We start from the raw sequence: 19,797 nt of genomic DNA, 5'->3' as shown, positions 1-19,797 counted from the left end.
TCTTATTCGGCTGATTCCACGGCCGCGATCATCCGCACCACATCCACCGTTTCCGCCACATCATGGACGCGCAATATACGCGCGCCTTTGGCAGATGCCAGCGCTGCCAGCGCCAAGCCCCCAAAAAGCCGCTCGCCGACCGGGCGATTCAGGGCATGGCCAATCATGCTTTTGCGCGAAACACCCACCAATAACGGCCGGCCCAACGCGTGCAGAGCTTCCAGATGCTTGAACAAGCTTAAATTGTGCTGCAGTGTTTTGGCGAAGCCAAACCCAGGGTCGAGAATGATCCGCTCAGCCGGGATACCCGCCAGCGCACATCGAGCCATGCGCTCGGTGAGAAACTCGCCTACTTCTCGGGTGACATTCTGATATTGCGGATTGTCCTGCATGTCACCGGGCTCACCGAGCATATGCATGAGACACACAGGCAACCCTGTGGCCGCTGCGGCGTCCAGCGCTCCATCGCGCTGCAGCGATCGCACATCGTTGATCAAACCTGCACCCAGCCGCGCTGTTTCTCGCATCACGGCGGGAGTCGACGTATCGACCGAGATGATGACGTCGAGCTCACGATTGATCAGCTCCACGATTGGCGCCACGCGCTCAAGCTCTTCCAGCGGAGATACCGCTCGCGCGCCGGGACGAGTGGATTCACCTCCCACATCGATCAGCGTCGCACCCGCAACAACCATGGCTTCTGCATGGCGCAGCGCTGCATCGAGCTGGCTGTGTCGGCCACCATCGGAAAAGGAATCGGGAGTGACATTGAGAATGCCCATGACATGCGTCTGGGCCAAATCAAGAACCCGGTTGCCGCAAGGCAACCGGGTCAGGGACTGTACAGAAGTCATTTCAAACCTTAAACGTCAGCAGCCGGACCGCCAATCGGTTTTTCCGGACGCTCATCCTGAACAACAGGAGGCGGCGGAGTACCGGTGCCACCCGACCAATCACGCGGCTCGCGAGGCGTGCGGCCGGCCATGATGTCGTCGATCTGTTCGGCATCGATCGTTTCATACTTCATCAGGGCATCAGCCATCGCATCGAGCTTGTCACGGTTGTCCGTGAGGATCTGCTTGGCCGTGCCATAGCACTGATCAATGATGCTGCGCACTTCGGAGTCGATCAGCTTGGCCGTTTCTCCGGAGAAGCTTGCAGCCTGACCACCACCGCCGCGACCAAGGAACACTTCGCCTTCTTCTTCCGCATACATCAGTGGACCGAGTTTTTCCGACAGGCCCCACTTGGTCACCATGTTCCGTGCAATCTGACTGGCACGCATGATGTCGTTGGAAGCACCAGTGGTCACGCCGTCGAAACCGAGCGTCATTTCTTCAGCGATGCGGCCACCGTACAGCGAGCAGATCTGACTGATCAATGCACGCTTGGACAAGCTGTAGCGGTCTTCTTCCGGCAGGAACATCGTCACACCCAGCGCACGACCGCGCGGAATGATCGATACCTTGTAAACCGGATCATGCTCAGGCACGACGCGACCAACAATAGCGTGGCCCGCCTCGTGATAAGCGGTGTTCTGCTTTTCTTTCTCGGACATGACCATCGATTTGCGCTCAGCGCCCATCATGATCTTGTCTTTGGCCAGTTCGAACTCTTTCATTTCGACAATGCGCTTGCCGGCACGAGCCGCAAACAGCGAGGCTTCGTTAACCAGGTTAGCGAGGTCAGCACCAGAGAAACCTGGAGTACCACGAGCGATAACGGCCGGAGCAACGTCGTCACCCATTGGCACTTTACGCATGTGAACCTTGAGGATCTGTTCGCGACCACGGATATCCGGCAGACCGACAACCACTTGACGGTCGAAACGACCTGGACGCAGCAGCGCAGGGTCGAGCACGTCAGGACGGTTGGTTGCAGCAATCACGATGATGCCATCGTTCATTTCGAAGCCGTCCATCTCCACCAGCAACTGGTTGAGAGTCTGCTCGCGCTCGTCATGACCGCCGCCCATGCCGGCGCCACGATGGCGACCGACGGCGTCGATTTCGTCGATGAAAATGATGCACGGCGCGTGCTTCTTCGCCTGCTCGAACATGTCACGAACACGGCTTGCGCCGACGCCGACGAACATCTCGACAAAGTCAGAACCGGAAATAGTGAAGAAAGGCACCTTGGCCTCGCCGGCAATAGCCTTGGCCAGCAAGGTTTTACCGGTACCCGGAGGACCGACCATCAACACGCCGCGAGGAATGCGACCGCCAAGACGCTGGAACTTGCCCGGATCACGGAGGAACTCGACGAGCTCGCCGACTTCCTCCTTGGCTTCGTCGCAACCTGCAACGTCAGCCAGGGTAGTTTTCACCTGATCCTCGGAAAGCAGGCGCGCCTTGCTCTTGCCAAAACTCATCGGCCCGCCCTTGCCGCCGGCACCACCCTGCATCTGGCGCATGAAGAACATGAACACCGCGATGATCACCAGGATCGGGAAGCTGGCCACCAGCAACTGGGTCCAGATGCTTTGCTGCTCAGGCTGCTTGCCTTCAACCACAACGTGGTTGTCGACCAGGTCACCGATCAAGCCATTGTCCTGAATTGCCGGACGAATGGTCTTGAAGCTGTCGCCGTCGTTGCGCTTGCCGGTAATCACATAGCCATCAACCGCGACGCGCTCGACCTTGCCATCCTTGACCTGCTGGATGAAGTCGGAATAGTTGAGGGTCTGCGGCTCGTTAGGGCTGGAGAAGTTGTTCATCACCGTCACAAGGACAGCCGCGATGATCAACCACAGGATCAGATTCTTTGCCATATCGTTCAATTAACTACCCTCTGAAGCAAGCTCCGCTACTGGCGCGCGCTTCGCATGATATTCACCGGCCTAACTTACTACATTACCTACAACTCTGGCAGGCGCCGTCTGTAACCCTTTGTGAAACACTTTCTACACAATATTCGCTTATGCACGCGGGGCGAAATACGAAAAACCTATCACCCTGCACAAAAAACCAGGTTTTACTCACTACGGCCCCGGTAGCCCCATGCCAGCATGTATTGCTCACGGGAACTTCCACGAGACGAATCCGGCTTGATCATCTGAATCTTTTCAAATTTCTTGCGAGCGTCCTTCAGGTAGACATCGAACCCTTCACCCTGAAAGATCTTGATCACAAAATTACCACCCGGCTTGAGTATCCGCTCCGCCAGATCGAGAGCCAACTCGCAAAGGAACATGGCTTTCGGCATGTCCACTTCAGGCGTACCACTCATATTGGGGGCCATATCGGAAATCACAAGGTCCACCTGCGAATTACCGACGGCTTCCAGAATTTGCGCGAGCACGGCGTCCTCGGTGAAGTCACCCTGGATAAATGTCACATCAGGGATGCTGTCCATTTCCAAGATGTCCGAAGCGATCAAACGCCCCTGACCGCCGATCAGACGGCTAGTCACCTGCGACCAGCCACCGGGCGCTGCGCCCAGGTCCACCACGTTCATGCCCGGACGGATCAGTTTGTATTTCTCCTGGATCTCCAGAAGCTTGTAACTCGCACGCGAGCGGTAGCCATCCTTCTGCGCTTGCTTCACATAAGGATCGTTGACATGTCTTTTCAGCCAACCAAGGCTTGTCTTGGAACGCGCCATTGGGCACCTCGATGATTAGGGTCGTGATTAATTGGGCGGATCCACGAACCCTCGGGTAAAATGGCCGCCATTTTACAGAATCCAGACGAAAGGGTCAGATTATGCCGCTCACTCCAGAGCAGAAAAAACAGTACAAATCCATTGGCCACCACCTGAAACCGGTTTTGACGGTGGCGGACAACGGTTTGACTGAAGGCGTGTTAGCCGAACTTGAACGCGCTTTGGCGGATCACGAGCTGATCAAAATCAAGCTCAACATCCTCGACCGCGAGTCGCGCCTGGCGCACATTGCAGAACTGTGCAAGGTCGGCAAAGCGGATCTGGTACAGGTCATCGGCAAGATGGCACTGGTTTACCGCAAGAACTTCAGCGTCAACAAGCAGCTGTCGAACGTTCATCGCTTCAAGTGATGACCAGGGTCAAGGGTGTGCTTCGCGCACCCTGCCACTCCATCCCGGAACCGGCTGCAACACCAGCACCAGCCCGGAAAAGCCCAATACAAGATAGCTGAACACCTGCCAGCGCTGCGCATCCGGCCAGCCGACACGTACTGCGACAAACATCGCACACGCATACAACGCCATCAACAGCACCTGCCCGCGAAAATCTCGCCATAGACTGACAAGGCCCTCGGTCTGTACCAGCACCAAAGCCTGAAAAATCACGCATGCGGCGGAAAAACCCACCACCAGCACTTCAAATGCACTGGCGACTTCATCGATCAACAGCGGCGCCAGGCCAATCTTGCCCAGCGCCGGCTGCAAACCGAAATGAATCAACCAGAGACCGCCGACCCACAACATCTGGGACAGCTGCCAAAGCATGGCGCCCGCATGCAGCGGGCGCCCGGTTTCAGATATGACGGACTTCGACAATCTCATACTCGATAACGCCACCCGGCGTTTTCACGGCGACCACATCGCCCTCTTCCTTGCCAATCAAGGCACGGGCCAAAGGCGAGCCGACCGAAATCTTGCCGAGTTTAAAGTCAGCCTCATCCTCACCCACGATGTGGTAAGTGACGCTTTCATCAGTCTCGACGTTGGCGATTTCGACGGTGGTACCGAAGATCACCTTGCCGGTATGAGGAATAGTCGTGACATCAATGATGACCTGGTTCTGAATCCGGCCTTCGATATCACGAATCCGCGCCTCGACCATGCCTTGCTGTTCGCGGGCAGCATGGTATTCGGCGTTTTCCTTCAGGTCACCCAACTCGCGGGCCGTACCGATGTCCTGGCTGAGCTTCGGACGCACGACCTTGGTCAGGTGGGTATGTTCTTCTTCCAGGGCGCGAGCGCCCTGAACAGTCATTGGGTACTTAACTATGCTCATGCCTTCAATCCTGCGTGTAGATCCTGCAAGCGGCGCACGGTCTTTTCCGGACCGAACTTAAGCGCTTCACAGATAGCTTCGCCCGCAGCAATGGTGGTGGTGCAGTAAATCTTGTGCTGCAAGGCATTACGACGAATGGAGTACGAATCAGCGATCGACTGACGACCTTCAGTGGTGTTGATGATCAGGGTGACTTCGTCATTCTTGATCATGTCGACCACGTGCGGACGACCCTCGGTCACCTTGTTCACACGGCGCACTTTCAGGCCAGCGGCTTCGATCAGCTTGGCTGTACCGGCAGTGGCAACCACTTCGAAACCCAAGTTGATCAGATCACGGGCCACGCCTGCAACCAGCGGCTTGTCATCGTCACGCACGCTGATGAACGCAGTACCGCCGGTCGGCAATACTTCGCTGGCGCCCATCTGAGCCTTGGCGAATGCTTCACCGAAAGTATCGCCGACGCCCATCACTTCACCGGTCGACTTCATCTCTGGGCCGAGGATCGGGTCAACGCCAGGGAATTTGGCGAATGGGAATACCGCCTCTTTCACGCTGTAGAAGTTCGGGATGATTTCTTTGGTGAAGCCGATTTCTTTCAGGGTTTTACCGGCCATCACGCGGGCAGCGATCATTGCCAGGGAAACACCGATGCACTTGGAGACGAACGGTACAGTACGGGAAGCGCGCGGGTTGACTTCGATGACGTAGATGTCTTCGCCTTGCAGCGCCAGTTGCACGTTCATCAGGCCGACAACGCCCAGTTCCAGGGCCATTTTCTTGACCTGTTCGCGCATCTCGTCCTGGATGTGCGCCGGCAGCGAGTACGGCGGCAGCGAGCAAGCGGAGTCACCGGAGTGAACACCAGCCTGTTCGATGTGCTGCATGATCGCGCCGATTACAACTTCTTTACCGTCGCTGACCGCATCCACGTCCATCTCGATGGCGCAGTTGAGGAAGTGGTCGAGCAGCACCGGGCTGTCGTTGGACACTTGCACCGCGTCACGCAGGTAGCGCTTGAGTTCTTCTTCCTTATAGACGATTTCCATCGCGCGGCCGCCCAGTACGTAGGACGGGCGCACCACCAGCGGATAACCGATCTTCGCGGCAGCACGGACAGCTTCGTCTTCGCTGCGCACGGTGGCGTTTGGCGGCTGACGCAGGTTCAGACGCTCAACCATTTGCTGGAAGCGCTCACGGTCTTCAGCGCGGTCGATGGCGTCAGGGCTGGTGCCGATGATTGGCACGCCGGCAGCTTCCAGAGCACGAGCCAGTTTCAGCGGAGTCTGGCCGCCGTACTGGACAATCACGCCTTTCGGCTTCTCGACGCGGCAGATTTCCAGCACATCTTCCAGGGTTACCGGCTCGAAGTAGAGTCGATCGGAAGTGTCGTAATCGGTGGAAACGGTTTCCGGGTTGCAGTTGACCATGATGGTTTCGTAGCCGTCTTCGCGCAGGGCGAGGGCGGCGTGAACGCAGCAGTAGTCAAACTCGATGCCTTGGCCGATACGGTTTGGACCGCCACCCAGAATCATGATTTTGTCGCGACCCGACGGGGCGGCTTCGCATTCTTCCTCGTACGTCGAGTAGAGGTAAGCGGTGTCAGTGGCGAACTCGGCGGCGCAGGTGTCAACGCGCTTGTAGACCGGGAACACTTCCAGCTTTTGACGGTGCGTGCGCAGGTTTTTCTCGGTGACGCCCAGCAGCTTGGCCAGACGCTGATCGGAGAAGCCTTTGCGCTTGAGCTTGAACATCAGGTCGCGGTCGATAGAGGACAGACCGAGGGTCTTGACCTTCTCTTCGTCCTTGATCAGATCTTCGATCTGCACCAGGAACCACGGATCGATCATGTTCATGGCGAAGATTTCTTCGACCGTCATGCCCGCGCGGAAAGCGTCAGCCACGTACCAGATACGCTCGGCGCCCGGCACGGTGAGTTCACGCTTGAGCACGCTCATGCTTTCCGGGTTGCTCAGATCGAGCTTCTCGTCCAGACCGCAGACGCCAACTTCCAGACCGCGCAGAGCTTTCTGCAGGGATTCCTGGAAGGTACGGCCGATGGCCATGACTTCACCGACCGACTTCATCTGAGTAGTCAGGCGCGCGTCGGCATTGGCGAATTTTTCGAAGGCAAAGCGTGGCAGCTTGGTCACGACGTAGTCGATGGACGGTTCGAAAGACGCCGGGGTCTTGCCGCCGGTGATATCGTTCGACAATTCGTCGAGGGTGTAGCCCACAGCCAGTTTGGCGGCGACTTTGGCGATCGGGAAACCGGTGGCTTTCGAAGCCAGGGCCGAGGAGCGCGACACACGCGGGTTCATCTCGATCACGACCATGCGGCCGGTGTCCGGGCAGATACCGAACTGCACGTTGGAACCGCCGGTCTCGACGCCGATCTCGCGCAGTACCGCCAGGGAGGCGTTACGCAGGATCTGGTATTCCTTGTCGGTCAGGGTCTGAGCCGGCGCAACAGTGATCGAGTCACCGGTGTGCACGCCCATCGGGTCGAAGTTTTCGATCGAGCAGACGATGATGCAGTTGTCCTTTTTGTCGCGGACAACTTCCATTTCATATTCTTTCCAGCCGATCAGCGATTCGTCGATCAGCAGCTCTTTGGTCGGCGACAGGTCCAGACCACGGGCGCAGATTTCTTCGAACTCTTCACGGTTGTACGCGATACCGCCACCGGTGCCGCCCATGGTGAAGGACGGACGGATGATGCACGGGAAGCCCAGGCGCTCAAGAACGGCGTTGGCTTCTTCCATGCTGTGGGCGATGCCGGAGCGCGGGCACTCAAGGCCGATCGACTTCATGGCCTTGTCGAAACGCGAACGGTCTTCAGCCTTGTCGATGGTGTCGGCGTTGGCACCGATCATTTCCACGCCGAACTTCTCCAGGACGCCTTCGCGCTCCAGGTCCAGGGCGCAGTTCAGGGCGGTTTGGCCGCCCATGGTTGGCAGCACCGCATCCGGACGCTCTTTCTCGATGATCTTGGCAACGGTCTGCCATTTGATCGGCTCGATGTAGGTGGCGTCGGCCATGTCCGGGTCGGTCATGATGGTGGCCGGGTTGGAGTTCACCAGGATGACGCGGTAGCCCTCTTCGCGCAGGGCTTTGCAAGCCTGGGCGCCGGAGTAGTCGAATTCGCAGGCCTGGCCGATAACGATCGGGCCAGCGCCGAGAATCAGGATGCTTTTAATGTCTGTACGTTTTGGCATGGGTTTGTCACTCAAATCCGCAGGTCAGTCGGCAAGCCGTCTTGATCGATTTCTGAAGTCCCGAGGGGCCGCCGGATTCGGGGCCGCCCTCAAGGGCTTCTCTCTACAGTCTCAAGGCGAACGCTTAGCGTCGCTTGGCCATCTCGTTGATGAAGCGGTCGAACAGTGGCGCCACATCGTTCGGGCCCGGGCTCGCTTCAGGGTGGCCCTGGAAGCTGAACGCGCTCTTGTCGGTGCGTTCGATGCCTTGCAGGGTGCCGTCGAACAGCGACTTGTGGATCGCACGCACGTTGGCTGGCAGGGTTGCTTCGTCGACCGCAAAACCGTGGTTCTGGCTGGTGATCATCACAACGCCAGTGTCCAGATCCTGTACCGGGTGGTTGGCACCGTGGTGGCCGTGGCCCATTTTCAGGGTCTTGGCGCCAGAGGCCAGAGCCAACAGTTGGTGACCGAGGCAGATGCCGAATACCGGGATTTCGGTTTCCAGAACTTCCTTGATCGCCTGGATCGCGTAGTCGCATGGCTCCGGATCACCAGGACCATTGGACAGGAACACACCGTCCGGCTTCAGTGCGAGTACGTCAGCGGCAGGCGTTTGCGCCGGCACAACGGTAACGCGGCAGCCGCGCTCGACCAGCATGCGCAGGATGTTGACCTTGACACCGTAGTCGAAGGCGACGACGTGATATGGCAGCTCGGAGGCGTCGATGGTCGCGTGGCTGTCGGTTTTCAGGTCCCAGACAGTCGAGCGCCATTCGTATTGAGTCTTGGTGCTGACGACTTTCGCCAGATCCATGCCCTTCAGGCCCGGGAAGCCTTGCGCAGCGGCAATGGCAGCTTCTTCGGAGATGTTGTCGCCGGCCATGATGCAGCCGTTCTGTGCACCTTTCTCACGCAGGATGCGGGTCAGGCGACGGGTGTCGATACCGGCGATAGCCACAACGTTGTTGGCTTTCAGGTAGTCGGACAGGGACATCGTGTTACGCCAGTTGCTCGCTACCAGCGGCAGGTCACGAATAACCAGGCCAGCGGACCAGACGCGGTCAGACTCGGCATCGCCCGGGTTGGTGCCGGTGTTGCCGATGTGCGGGTAAGTCAGGGTAACGATCTGTTGGGCGTAGGAAGGATCGGTAAGGATTTCCTGATAGCCGGTCATTGCGGTGTTGAACACCACCTCACCAACGGTTTGACCGTCGGCTCCAATGGCTTCGCCGCGAAAAATGCTGCCATCAGCAAGGGCAAGTATGGCTGGCTTAGTCAAGAAGACCTCCCGTAAATAACGCATGAAAGGGCGATCGCAGGTTGTAAAAAAGCGGAGTGACGTATGGACACGTCACCCCGCTTCTTCACTGAATTATTCTGCGCGCTTTTAGTGGACACACTAAAGCTGTAGCTTACAGAAAAAGGCTTTTTTGGTCCACCGTTAAAGAGCCTAAAAGGCCGGAGAATGCGACAGGGCGTCGCTCGGTGGTGAAAATCCAGCACAAACAGGGCGTTTGCGCTGGATGAAACCATGACTCAATGGAGGTCGAGCACGTCCTGCATGTCATAAAGACCCGGTTCGCGACCATCCAGCCACAGTGCAGCACGTACCGCACCCTTGGCAAACGTCATGCGACTCGATGCTTTATGAGTGATCTCCAGACGCTCGCCTTCGCAGGCGAACAACACCGTGTGATCACCGACCACATCACCGCCGCGAACGGTGGCAAAACCAATGGTTTCACGCTCGCGCGCACCGGTGTGACCTTCGCGCCCGTAGACCGCAACCTTCTGCAAATCACGATCCAGCGCATCGGCGATCACTTCACCCATGCGCAAGGCCGTGCCTGAAGGAGCATCAATCTTGTGCCGGTGATGAGCCTCGATGATCTCGATGTCAGCATCATCCCCCAGCACTCGCGCAGTCATCTCGAGCAGTTTCAGCGACAGATTTACACCGACACTGAAATTGGCGGCGAACACGATTGGAATGTCCTTGCCGGCCTCGGCCAACAACTTCTTCTGCGCGGAATCCAGTCCGGTGGTGCCGATCACCATGGCCTTACCGGCCTTGCGACAGAACGCCAGGTTTTTCAGCATGACTTCCGGCAGGGTGAAGTCGATCAACACGTCGAACTCCTCCGCCACCGACTCGACATGACCGGACAACGGCACACCGATACGCCCCAGCGAAGCCAGCTCACCAGCATCCACCCCGATCAGCGTACTGCCCGGGCGCACAATCGCAGCCGTCAGGCCGGTCAGCGGCGCGCGCTGCTGCACGGCCTCGACCAGAATCTTGCCCATGCGCCCGGCGGCGCCCATCACAGCTATACGTCGCATGCCGACTCCTTACAGATCGCCGAAGAAGCGCTTCACACCGTCGAACCAACCGGTGGTTTTCGGCGAATGACTGTTGTCATCCGCCAGCGAGCTGCGGAATTCTTCAAGCAATTCCCGCTGACGACGATTCAGGTTGACCGGGGTCTCGACCGCCACACGGCACATCAAATCCCCCGCACCACCGCCACGCACTGGCGCAACGCCTTTACCACGGACACGGAACTGCTTGCCGGTCTGGGTGCCTTCAGGGATTTTCAGTTTGACGCGACCGTCGAGGGTCGGAATTTCCAGCTCGCCGCCCAATGCCGCATCGACAAAGCTGATCGGCACTTCGCAGAACAGATGCTTGCCGTCACGCTGGAAGATGTCGTGCTCGCGGACATTGATAACCACGTACAGGTCGCCAGTCGGGCCACCTTGCGTACCCGCCTCGCCTTCGCCAGACAGACGAATGCGGTCGCCGGTATCAACGCCAGCCGGCACTTTGACCGAAAGGGTTTTGTACTCTTCGATGCGACCATCACCGTGACAGGAGTCGCACGGATCGGAAATGATCTTGCCTTGGCCATGGCAGCGCGGGCAGGTTTGCTGCACCGAGAAGAAGCCTTGCTGCATGCGCACCTGACCGATGCCACCGCAAGTCGGGCAGGTCGACGGCGAAGAACCTTTCTTGGCGCCCGACCCATCACACGGCTTGCAATTGACCAGCGTCGGCACACGGATATTCACGGTCGTACCGCGCACCGCTTCTTCCAGATTCAGCTCCAGGGTGTAGCGCAAATCGCTGCCACGCTGAGCGCCGCCACGGGAACCGCCGCGACCGCCGCCAAAGAAATCACTGAAGACATCACCAAAGATGTCAGAGAAGTTCTGACCGCCGAAACCGCCACCACCGCCACCCATGCTCGGGTCGACGCCGGCATGACCGTATTGGTCGTACGCCGCGCGCTTGCTCGAATCGGACAATACTTCATAGGCCTCGTTGGCCTCTTTGAACAGTTCTTCCGATGCTTTGTCATCGGGATTACGGTCGGGGTGATGTTTCATCGCCAGACGACGATAGGCCTTCTTCAGGTCCGCATCGCTTGAGCCTCGCTCAACTCCCAAAACTTCGTAGTAGTCACGCTTTGCCATATGTTTTCTGCACTCTTGAGGACGTTCGGCAAACCCCTCCTGAGGATGGCCAAACTCGTTGAGCCCCAATACAGGCCCGGACCCAACTCACGTCAATTCAACGATCCTGGTCTTTGTTTCTTGCGGTACTTTCGGCACGAAAAGCAGGAGCATTCCCGGCCATACCGCCAACACGCGAGGCTTGTCGCATGCTGTAAAAATTCGCGTATTCCAGATACGCCAACGCGGGAGCTAGCTCCCGCGCGGCGACATCCTACCAGTCACTGCCTGAAGACAGTCAACCGGCCGACCAACAACTTACTTGTGGTCTTTTACTTCTTCGAACTCTGCATCGACAACGTCGTCAGCCTTCTCAGCCGATTCGCCTTGCGGGGCTGCGCCATCAGCTGGCTGAGCCTGTTCGGCGTACATCTTCTGAGCAACCGGAGCGGAGACTTTCGACAGCTCTTCAACCTTCGCTTCGATGGCAGCCTTGTCGTCGCCTTTAACGGCAGCTTCCAGAGCAACCACAGCCGCTTCGATCGCAGTCTTCTCTTCGGCGGAGACTTTGTCACCCGCGTCAGCAATCATCTTGCGAGTCGAGTGAACCAGTGCATCGCCCTGGTTACGGGCAGCGGCCAGCTCTTCGAACTTGCGGTCTTCCTCAGCGTTGGCTTCGGCGTCACGCACCATGCGCTCGATTTCTTCGTCGGACAGACCGGAGTTGGCCTTGATCACGATCGACTGAGTCTTGCCGGTAGCCTTGTCTTTCGCACCAACGTGCAGAATGCCGTTGGCGTCGATGTCGAAGGTCACTTCGATCTGCGGCACGCCACGTGGCGCAGGTGGAATGTCGGCCAGGTCGAACTTGCCCAGGGACTTGTTCTGTGCGGCTTGCTTACGCTCACCCTGCAGGACGTGAATGGTCACGGCGCCCTGGTTGTCGTCGGCAGTCGAGAACACTTGCGATTTCTTGGTAGGAATCGTGGTGTTTTTCTCGATCAGCGCAGTCATCACGCCACCCATGGTTTCGATACCCAGGGTCAGCGGGCTGACGTCGAGCAACAGAACGTCTTTCACGTCACCAGCCAGAACAGCGCCCTGAATCGCGGCACCCATGGCAACCGCTTCGTCCGGGTTAACGTCTTTACGAGCTTCTTTACCGAAGAAATCAGTAACCAGCTTCTGTACCAACGGCATACGAGTCTGACCACCGACCAGAATCACGTCGTTGATCGCGCCAACGTCCAGACCTGCGTCTTTCATGGCGATGCGGCAAGGTTCGATGGTGCGCTGAACCAGGTCTTCAACCAGTGCTTCGAGCTTGGCACGCGAAATCTTCACGTTCAGGTGCTTAGGACCGGTCGCATCTGCAGTGATGTACGGCAGGTTAACGTCGGTCGACTGAGCGGACGACAGCTCGATCTTGGCTTTCTCAGCGGCTTCTTTCAGGCGCTGCATGGCCAGCGGGTCACCTTTGAGGTTCATGCCGCTTTCTTTCTTGAATTCGTCAACGAGGTAGTCGATCAGACGAATGTCGAAGTCTTCACCACCGAGGAACGTGTCACCGTTGGTGGCCAGTACTTCGAACTGGTGCTCGCCATCGACTTCAGCGATCTCGATCACGGAAACGTCGAAAGTACCGCCACCCAGGTCATAAACGATCACGGTGTGATCGCCCTTGGCCTTGTCCATACCGTAAGCCAGAGCGGCTGCGGTTGGTTCGTTGATGATACGTTTTACGTCCAGACCGGCGATGCGGCCGGCGTCTTTGGTCGCCTGACGCTGGCTGTCGTTAAAGTAGGCCGGAACGGTGATCACCGCTTCGGTCACTGGCTCGCCGAGGTAGTCTTCGGCGGTCTTCTTCATTTTCTTCAGAATTTCAGCCGAGATTTGTGGCGGCGCCATTTTTTGGCCGTTCACTTCAACCCAGGCGTCGTTGTTGTCAGCCTTGACGATCTTGTAAGGGACCATCTGGATGTCTTTCTGCACAACTTCTTCGTCGAAACGACGACCGATCAGACGCTTTACTGCGTACAGAGTGTTGTGCGGGTTGGTCACTGCCTGACGCTTGGCCGACTGACCTACCAGAATTTCGCCATCGTTGGCGTAAGCGATGATCGACGGCGTAGTACGCGCGCCTTCAGCGTTTTCAATAACTTTGGCCTTGCCGTTTTCCAGCACGGAGACGCAGGAGTTGGTAGTCCCCAGGTCGATACCGATAATTTTGCCCATGTTCACTCTCCCGAAACTTTGGATTTGGATGCCGCAGCAGTGGTGGCTGACTGCGGTAGCACTTAAACGCTTGACTTCTAAATGGGGGCCTTGCGGCTAATTTCAAGCCTTCTCGTCAATCGAAGGCGAAATTGGCGCCGGCGCCTTGCTGACCACAACCATGGCCGGACGCAACAGGCGACCGTTGAGCTGGTAGCCCTTCTGGAACACCTTCAAAACGCTGTTCGGTTCCACGTCGGCGCTTTCCTGCATGGCCATTGCCTGATGCTGAACGGCGTTGAACGGTTCGCCATGCGGATCGATCGCTTCAAGCTGATAACGCTTGAGGGTGTCGTGGAACATTTTCAGGGTCAGCTCGATGCCTTCACGCATCGGACGGATGCTTTCGTCGTCCGGATTCGACAGCTCGAGGCCGCGCTCCAGGCTGTCGACGATCGGCAACAGGTCGCCGGCGAATTTTTCCAGAGCAAACTTGTGTGCCTTTTCGACGTCCTGCTCGGCACGACGACGGACGTTCTGCAGATCGGCAGCGACACGCAGAGACTGATCCTGCGCGGCGGCCAATTGCTCTTCGAGCACTTGTACACGGGTCGCCAGGTCGTCACCCGAACCCTCGGGCGCCTGATTGGCTTCTGGGTTTTGCTTATCTACTGTCTGTTCGTCAGCCATAGAATTCTCCTTTCAATATCGTCCGCGAGTTCGACTCGCGCTTCTGCCCCGATATATGGGGCCGCAAAATCAGGCTTCAAGGGCTTTCAAGCATTAACCCTACAAAAAAGTGCCGCTTTCTCATGCCTCGATGCACTAAGAAGATTTTCTGTTCAAGCAAATCGAGCTAAGCGAGGGCATTGTCAGCTCGAAACAAAACACTGTATAAATAACCAGACCTAAAGCCTGGGAGCGGCCTTTATGCTGGTGCACCTGTCCGTACACAACTACGCCATCGTTGAACATCTCGATCTCGAACTTGATCGCGGGATGAGCGTGATCACAGGGGAAACCGGCGCTGGCAAGTCGATCATGCTCGACGCACTGGGCCTGACCCTCGGTGATCGCGCCGACAGTGGCGTAGTCCGCCCGGGCGCCGACAAGGCCGATATTCTGGCGACCTTCGACCTGAGTGACATTCCCGAAGCCAGCGCCTGGCTGGCCGAACGCGATCTGGACATCGACGGCCCCTGCATCCTGCGCCGGGTGATCACCTCGGAGGGCCGTTCGCGTGGCTACATCAACGGCACACCCTGCCCGCTTGGCGATCTCAAGGCCCTCGGCGAATTGCTGATAGATATCCATAGCCAGCACGAACACCAATCCCTACTGAAAACCGACACCCATCGTCGCCTGCTCGACGAATATGCCGGCGCCACCGATCTGGCCCGTCAGGTTCAGCTCGCCGCACAGCGCTGGCGCCAGACTCGCCAGGAACTGGAGCGCCTCTCCAACTCCGGTGATGAACAACGCGCCCGCCATCAACTGCTCAGCTACCAGCTCGAAGAGCTTGAAAATCTGGGTCTTGGGGATAACGAGCTCGAACAACTGGAGCAGGAACACAAGAATCTGACCAATGCCGAAACCTTGCTTGGCATCTGCCGACAGGTGGTCGAACAGTGCAGTGAAAGTGATTCCGGCAATGTGCTGAACGCATTGACCGCCAGCCTCAATCGCCTGTCGAGTGTGAACAACTCCGTTGGCGCCCTGGGCGAAGCCAGCAGCCTGCTGACCAGCGCACAGATTCAGGTCGAAGAAGCTGTCGGTGAGCTCAATCGCTTCCTCGACAACTTCGATGCCGACCCGGCCCGCCTGCAATATCTGGAAGAACGTCTCGACGCTATCTATACCTTGGCGCGCAAGCACCGCATCCAGCCGACCGAAGTCGGGGAAATGCAGCAAAAACTGCTGGATGAAATTGAAACACTCAACGCCAATGACGAATCCATCGAGCGATTAGGCGAAGAGCTGGCTTCCTACGCCCGTCACTATCAGGAGAAGGCACGGGAGCTGAGTGATTTGCGCCATCAGGCGGCCGGGAGCCTCGCCAGTGCGGTGGAGCAGGAGATTCAGCGACTGGGCATGCCTGGCGGTCGATTTACCATCGAGTTGCGAGCCAACAGCAGCGACGAACTCCTGCCTAACGGACTTGAACAGGTCGAATTGCTGGTCAGTGCCAACCCCGGCCAACCGCTGAAGGCGCTGGCGAAAGTCGCATCCGGCGGTGAGCTGTCACGAATCAGCCTGGCGATCCAGGTCATCACTGCGCAGACATCCCGTGTCCCGACACTAGTGTTCGACGAAGTCGATGTGGGCATTGGTGGCCCGACAGCGGAGATTGTCGGTCAACTGTTGCGTCGCCTCGGCGAGCGCGGACAGGTTCTGACGGTTACGCACCTGCCACAAGTAGCGGCACAGGGTCACCAGCATCTGTTTGTGCATAAGGTGCGCGGAGAAGAGGCAACGCACACAGCCGTCTCCAAATTGAGCAAGAACGACCGTATAGAAGAAGTAGCGCGGATGCTCGGTGGCATCGATTTGACAAAGGAGTCCCTGGCCCACGCGAAAAAAATGGTGGTTACCGCGAAAGTTTAAGAACGGCAGAAAGCACGAAGGCGACCCTTGGGTCGCCTTCGCTCGTTTCGCGAACCTGAAATTCGCGCGACATGCTTACTTTTTCTTGCGGACGTACAGCACCAGGTTGTGATCAACCATCTCGAAGCCATGCTTCTCGACGATCGCTTTCTGAAGTTTTTCGATTTCCTCGTCGAAGAATTCGATGACTTCGCCTGAGTCCACGTTGACCATATGGTCGTGGTGGCCACCGTCGGCCAATTCGAATACCGCGTGGCCGCCGTCGAAATTGTGACGGACCACGAGGCCAGCTGCTTCGAACTGGGTCAGAACACGGTAAACCGTGGCCAGACCGACGTCCTCGCCCGCTTCCATCAACGCCTTGTAGACGTCCTCGGCACTCATGTGACGCTGCTCGGTAGAGTCGAGCATTTGCAGGATCTTGACCCGTGGCAGGGTCACTTTGAGGCCGGCTTTGCGTAGTTCGCTATTTTCAACCATGGTCAGCTTTCTCGCGATGCTGCTTCGCAGCTTCTCTTAATGCGGGTATGATCGGCGTTTACGTTGTCCCAGCCAAGATAGTGGAAGTCGCCCACCGATGCAAAACACCAAGCTCTTGCTAACCAGTTTCACCTTTGTGGGACTGCTCGCACTCGCCGGTTGTTCATTCCCCGGGGTTTACAAAATCGACATCCAGCAGGGCAATGTCGTCACGCAGGACATGATAGACCAGTTACGCCCGGGAATGACCCGGCCGCAAGTACGGTTTATCATGGGCAACCCTCTGCTTGCCGACACGTTCCATGCCGATCGCTGGGATTATCTGTACAGCCTGCAACCGGGTGGCGGTGAACGCCAACAGGAACGCATCAGCGTTATTTTCAACTCAAACGACCAGCTTGTCAGCCTGTCCGGTGACTTCATGCCGGGCGTAAGCCGTGACGAAGCCATTCTCGGCAAGGACAGTGGCACTACCGTGACCGCTCCTGCTGAAAACGCCGAGAAGCCAAAACCGGAAAAACCGGTCAAGCCAGGTTCCTTGCTGGATCAGATCCAGAAGGACGTCGATGGTGTGGAAACCGTTCCGGTTCCGACACCAGAGCCGCTGGATACATCGCCGCAATAATTTGCGACGCAATAAAAAACCCGGAGATTCCGGGTTTTTTATTGCCTGCAATTCAGCTTGATTACTGCTCTCGAGCTTTCGCCGCCGCAGCCTTGGCGGCACGCAAGCGCCGCACTTCTTTGGGATCGGCGAGCAGCGGGCGATAAATTTCGATACGATCCCCCGCTTGAATCAGGCGAACCTGAGGATCGGCAATCACTTTGCCAAAGATCCCTACCGGGCACTCCGCCAGATCAAGCTCCGGGAACTCGTCGCCAATCCCAGACTTGAGCAACGCCTCCCGCACGGTAATCCCTTCGGGAACACTGACCGTGCGCAAGACCTGACGGTCAACGGCCGCATACACGACCTCTATCCCGATCACCGACTCAACCATGCATCTGCTTGGCGCGCTGGCAGAATGCATCCACCAGCGTGTTCGCTGCCTGATTGAACAACGGTCCCAGCGTAGCTCGCACCAGCGGGCCCGCGTAATCGAAGGACAGATCCAGACTGATCTTGCACGCCTTCTCGTTCAACGCCTTGAACACCCAGACACCGTGCAACTGATTGAAAGGCCCTTCTTCGAGGTTCATCTCGATCGACTGCCCCGGCACCAGCGTGTTGCGCGTCACGAAATGCTGACTGAGCCCGCCCTTGGCCACTCCCACACTGGCACGCATATGCTCGGGCGAACTTTCCAGCACTTCAGCAGACGAGCACCACGGCAAGAACTCCGGGTACCGCGCCACGTCGTTGACCAGGTCATAAAGGAACTGCGCCGGATAAGGCAGCAGGGCAGATCGTTGAATATGTGTCGTCATGTGAGCGTTACTTCCAGAGCTGAGCGGCAAACACTACAACAATGCCGATGGGCGCCACGTAGCGCATCAAAAACAAGGACAGGGCAAACAATGCCGGGTGACGGATAGACAACTCGTCACGTACCGCTTCACGCCCCATCACCCAACCGGCGAACAGCACGAAGCACAATCCGCCGAGTGGCAACATGATTCGCGAGGTGAAGAAGTCGATCACGCCGAAGAAATCCAGACCGCCCGCTGCCCCCCATTGGTAGAGATGGAACATCCCGCCTTCGTTCACGAAAAATTTGGCTTCCTTCCAGATATTGAAGGAAAACACCGTGCCCAGACCGACGAACCAGCAAATGAATGCCAACCAGAAAGTCACCCAGGCACGGCTGACTTTCGTGCGTTCAACCAGATAGGCAACCATCGGCTCCAGCAGAGAAATCGCCGAACTCCAGGCAGCAATCGCCACCAGAACAAAGAACACAACGCCCATCAGTTGGCCAAAAGCCACGTTACCGAAAGCAAATGGCAGACTGACGAACATCAAGCCAGGCCCCTCGCTAGGGTTCAGCCCGCCAGCGAATACAATCGGGAACAAGGCCAGGCCGGCCACCAGCGACACGAAGGTATCAAGCAGCGCTACGCCAACCACCGTGCCGGACAGCGACGTGTTCTTCGGCATGTAAGCACCGTAGATCATGATCGAGCCCACGCCTACGCTCAGCGAGAAAAACGCGTGCCCCATGGCCGGCAACAAGCCGTCGAGGACCTTTTCCGGGTGGAAATCGAACATGAAATGCACGCCCTCCATGAAATGCCCGGTGGTCATGCTGTAACCCAGCAGCACCAGCACCATCACGAACAGTAGCGGCATCATGATGCGCAAACTGCGCTCAAGACCGGCGACCACGCCCTTGGCGATCACCAGCGCCGAAAGCAGCATGAAAACTGTGTGCCAAAGTGTCAGGCGCCATGGGTCGGCAATGACATTGCCGAAATAGGCGCCGACCTGATCGGCGGTGGCGCCCTGGAAGTCGCCGCGACCCATATCGACAATGTAGTCCAGCGACCAGCCGCCGACCACGCTATAGAAAGACAGGATCAACAATGCCGTGATCATCCCGGCAAACGCGCCCCAAGACCACTTGGCCGAGTGCCCGGCTTCCAGTGCCAGCACCTTCAAGGCGTTCGCCGGACTCTGCCGAGCGCGCCGGCCGATCAGGGTTTCAGCGAGCATGACCGGGATCCCGATCAGTGCGATGCACGCCAGAAACATCAGCACAAAGGCGCCGCCGCCGTAGACCCCGACCATGTAGGGGAACTTCCAGATACTACCCAGTCCCACGGCCGAACCGGTCGCGGCGAGTATGAATACCCAGCGGCTAGCCCAACTGCCGTGGACAGAAACCTTGTCTGTCGACATCGTTTATCACGCCCAAGCGTTAGAAAAAGAGGCCGCATTGTCCGGGATTCACTCAACCTGCTCAAG

General features: G+C 57.7%; 18 protein-coding genes. 3 read left to right on the top strand and 15 right to left on the bottom strand.

The window, feature by feature from the left end:
- Positions 1–2 precede the first annotated feature (2 nt).
- From folP to rlmE, 3 genes are all read right to left on the bottom strand, one after another.
- Positions 3–854: a dihydropteroate synthase gene (folP, locus tag KI231_RS04070; protein ID WP_213027520.1), complete on the bottom strand. Its 852-nt coding sequence runs from the start codon at positions 852–854 to the stop codon at positions 3–5.
- 8 nt (positions 855–862) lie between these two features.
- A complete protein-coding gene (ftsH, locus tag KI231_RS04065) occupies positions 863–2,770 on the bottom strand; it encodes an ATP-dependent zinc metalloprotease FtsH (protein WP_103303205.1) in 1,908 nt (635 codons plus the stop codon).
- 203 nt (positions 2,771–2,973) lie between these two features.
- Positions 2,974–3,603, bottom strand: a complete 630-nt coding sequence (gene rlmE / locus KI231_RS04060; protein ID WP_103303206.1) for a 23S rRNA (uridine(2552)-2'-O)-methyltransferase RlmE — start codon at positions 3,601–3,603, stop codon at positions 2,974–2,976.
- Positions 3,604–3,704: 101 nt separating this feature from the next.
- Between rlmE and KI231_RS04055 the strand changes: the two genes are divergently transcribed.
- Complete coding sequence (locus KI231_RS04055; protein ID WP_003221534.1) at positions 3,705–4,013, top strand: YhbY family RNA-binding protein; 309 nt, start codon at positions 3,705–3,707, stop codon at positions 4,011–4,013.
- 9 nt (positions 4,014–4,022) lie between these two features.
- On the opposite strand, the gene KI231_RS04050 is transcribed toward KI231_RS04055, so the two are convergent.
- The 8 genes from KI231_RS04050 to grpE form a co-directional block, all read right to left on the bottom strand.
- Positions 4,023–4,427, bottom strand: coding sequence for an MFS transporter (locus tag KI231_RS04050; protein ID WP_103303207.1), 405 nt, complete (start codon positions 4,425–4,427; stop codon positions 4,023–4,025).
- Positions 4,428–4,455: 28 nt separating this feature from the next.
- Positions 4,456–4,932 (bottom strand): transcription elongation factor GreA, encoded by a 477-nt coding sequence (gene greA, locus KI231_RS04045; RefSeq protein ID WP_213028738.1) that lies wholly within the window; start codon positions 4,930–4,932, stop codon positions 4,456–4,458.
- Positions 4,933–4,934: 2 nt separating this feature from the next.
- Entirely contained in the window at positions 4,935–8,156 is a 3,222-nt protein-coding gene (gene carB / locus KI231_RS04040; protein ID WP_103303208.1) for a carbamoyl-phosphate synthase large subunit, read from the bottom strand.
- Between the two features lie 124 nt (positions 8,157–8,280).
- Entirely contained in the window at positions 8,281–9,417 is a 1,137-nt protein-coding gene (gene carA, locus KI231_RS04035) for a glutamine-hydrolyzing carbamoyl-phosphate synthase small subunit (RefSeq protein ID WP_103303209.1), read from the bottom strand.
- Positions 9,418–9,674: 257 nt separating this feature from the next.
- Positions 9,675–10,481, bottom strand: a complete 807-nt coding sequence (gene dapB / locus KI231_RS04030; RefSeq protein ID WP_213027519.1) for a 4-hydroxy-tetrahydrodipicolinate reductase — start codon at positions 10,479–10,481, stop codon at positions 9,675–9,677.
- Positions 10,482–10,490: 9 nt separating this feature from the next.
- On the bottom strand, positions 10,491–11,615 hold the full coding sequence (gene dnaJ / locus KI231_RS04025) for a molecular chaperone DnaJ (RefSeq protein WP_103303211.1): 1,125 nt from the start codon (positions 11,613–11,615) through the stop codon (positions 10,491–10,493).
- 297 nt (positions 11,616–11,912) lie between these two features.
- Complete coding sequence (dnaK, locus tag KI231_RS04020) at positions 11,913–13,829, bottom strand: molecular chaperone DnaK (protein WP_213027518.1); 1,917 nt, start codon at positions 13,827–13,829, stop codon at positions 11,913–11,915.
- Between the two features lie 102 nt (positions 13,830–13,931).
- Positions 13,932–14,498 carry a nucleotide exchange factor GrpE gene (gene grpE, locus KI231_RS04015; protein WP_103303213.1) on the bottom strand — a complete coding sequence of 189 codons (567 nt, stop codon included), beginning with the start codon at positions 14,496–14,498 and terminating at the stop codon, positions 13,932–13,934.
- 240 nt (positions 14,499–14,738) lie between these two features.
- Here grpE and recN point away from each other — a divergent pair, with 240 nt between their 5' ends.
- Complete coding sequence (recN, locus tag KI231_RS04010) at positions 14,739–16,412, top strand: DNA repair protein RecN (RefSeq protein WP_213027517.1); 1,674 nt, start codon at positions 14,739–14,741, stop codon at positions 16,410–16,412.
- Between the two features lie 75 nt (positions 16,413–16,487).
- On the opposite strand, the gene fur is transcribed toward recN, so the two are convergent.
- Positions 16,488–16,892, bottom strand: coding sequence for a ferric iron uptake transcriptional regulator (gene fur, locus KI231_RS04005; RefSeq protein WP_103303215.1), 405 nt, complete (start codon positions 16,890–16,892; stop codon positions 16,488–16,490).
- A 97-nt stretch (positions 16,893–16,989) separates the two neighbouring features.
- Between fur and KI231_RS04000 the strand changes: the two genes are divergently transcribed.
- Positions 16,990–17,517 carry an outer membrane protein assembly factor BamE gene (locus KI231_RS04000; RefSeq protein WP_016986508.1) on the top strand — a complete coding sequence of 176 codons (528 nt, stop codon included), beginning with the start codon at positions 16,990–16,992 and terminating at the stop codon, positions 17,515–17,517.
- Positions 17,518–17,578: 61 nt separating this feature from the next.
- Here KI231_RS04000 and KI231_RS03995 read toward each other — a convergent pair whose 3' ends face one another.
- The 3 genes from KI231_RS03995 to KI231_RS03985 are packed head-to-tail and all read right to left on the bottom strand — an operon-like array spanning position 17,579 to position 19,731.
- The gene (locus KI231_RS03995) at positions 17,579–17,893 is read right to left on the bottom strand and encodes an RnfH family protein (protein ID WP_213027516.1); all 315 of its coding nucleotides are present in this window, start codon (positions 17,891–17,893) and stop codon (positions 17,579–17,581) included.
- A complete protein-coding gene (locus tag KI231_RS03990) occupies positions 17,886–18,320 on the bottom strand; it encodes a type II toxin-antitoxin system RatA family toxin (RefSeq protein ID WP_003221509.1) in 435 nt (144 codons plus the stop codon). Before KI231_RS03990 ends, KI231_RS03995 begins: the two co-directional genes overlap by 8 nt.
- A gap of 7 nt (positions 18,321–18,327) precedes the next feature.
- Positions 18,328–19,731: a sodium-dependent transporter gene (locus tag KI231_RS03985; RefSeq protein ID WP_213027515.1), complete on the bottom strand. Its 1,404-nt coding sequence runs from the start codon at positions 19,729–19,731 to the stop codon at positions 18,328–18,330.
- Positions 19,732–19,797 lie beyond the last annotated feature (66 nt).

It is taken from the genome of Pseudomonas sp. Seg1 (assembly GCF_018326005.1).
Classification (GTDB): Bacteria; Pseudomonadota; Gammaproteobacteria; order Pseudomonadales; family Pseudomonadaceae; genus Aquipseudomonas.
The sequence above is the reverse complement of the archived record's forward strand: the minus strand, read 5'-3'. Positions and strand labels throughout refer to the sequence as shown.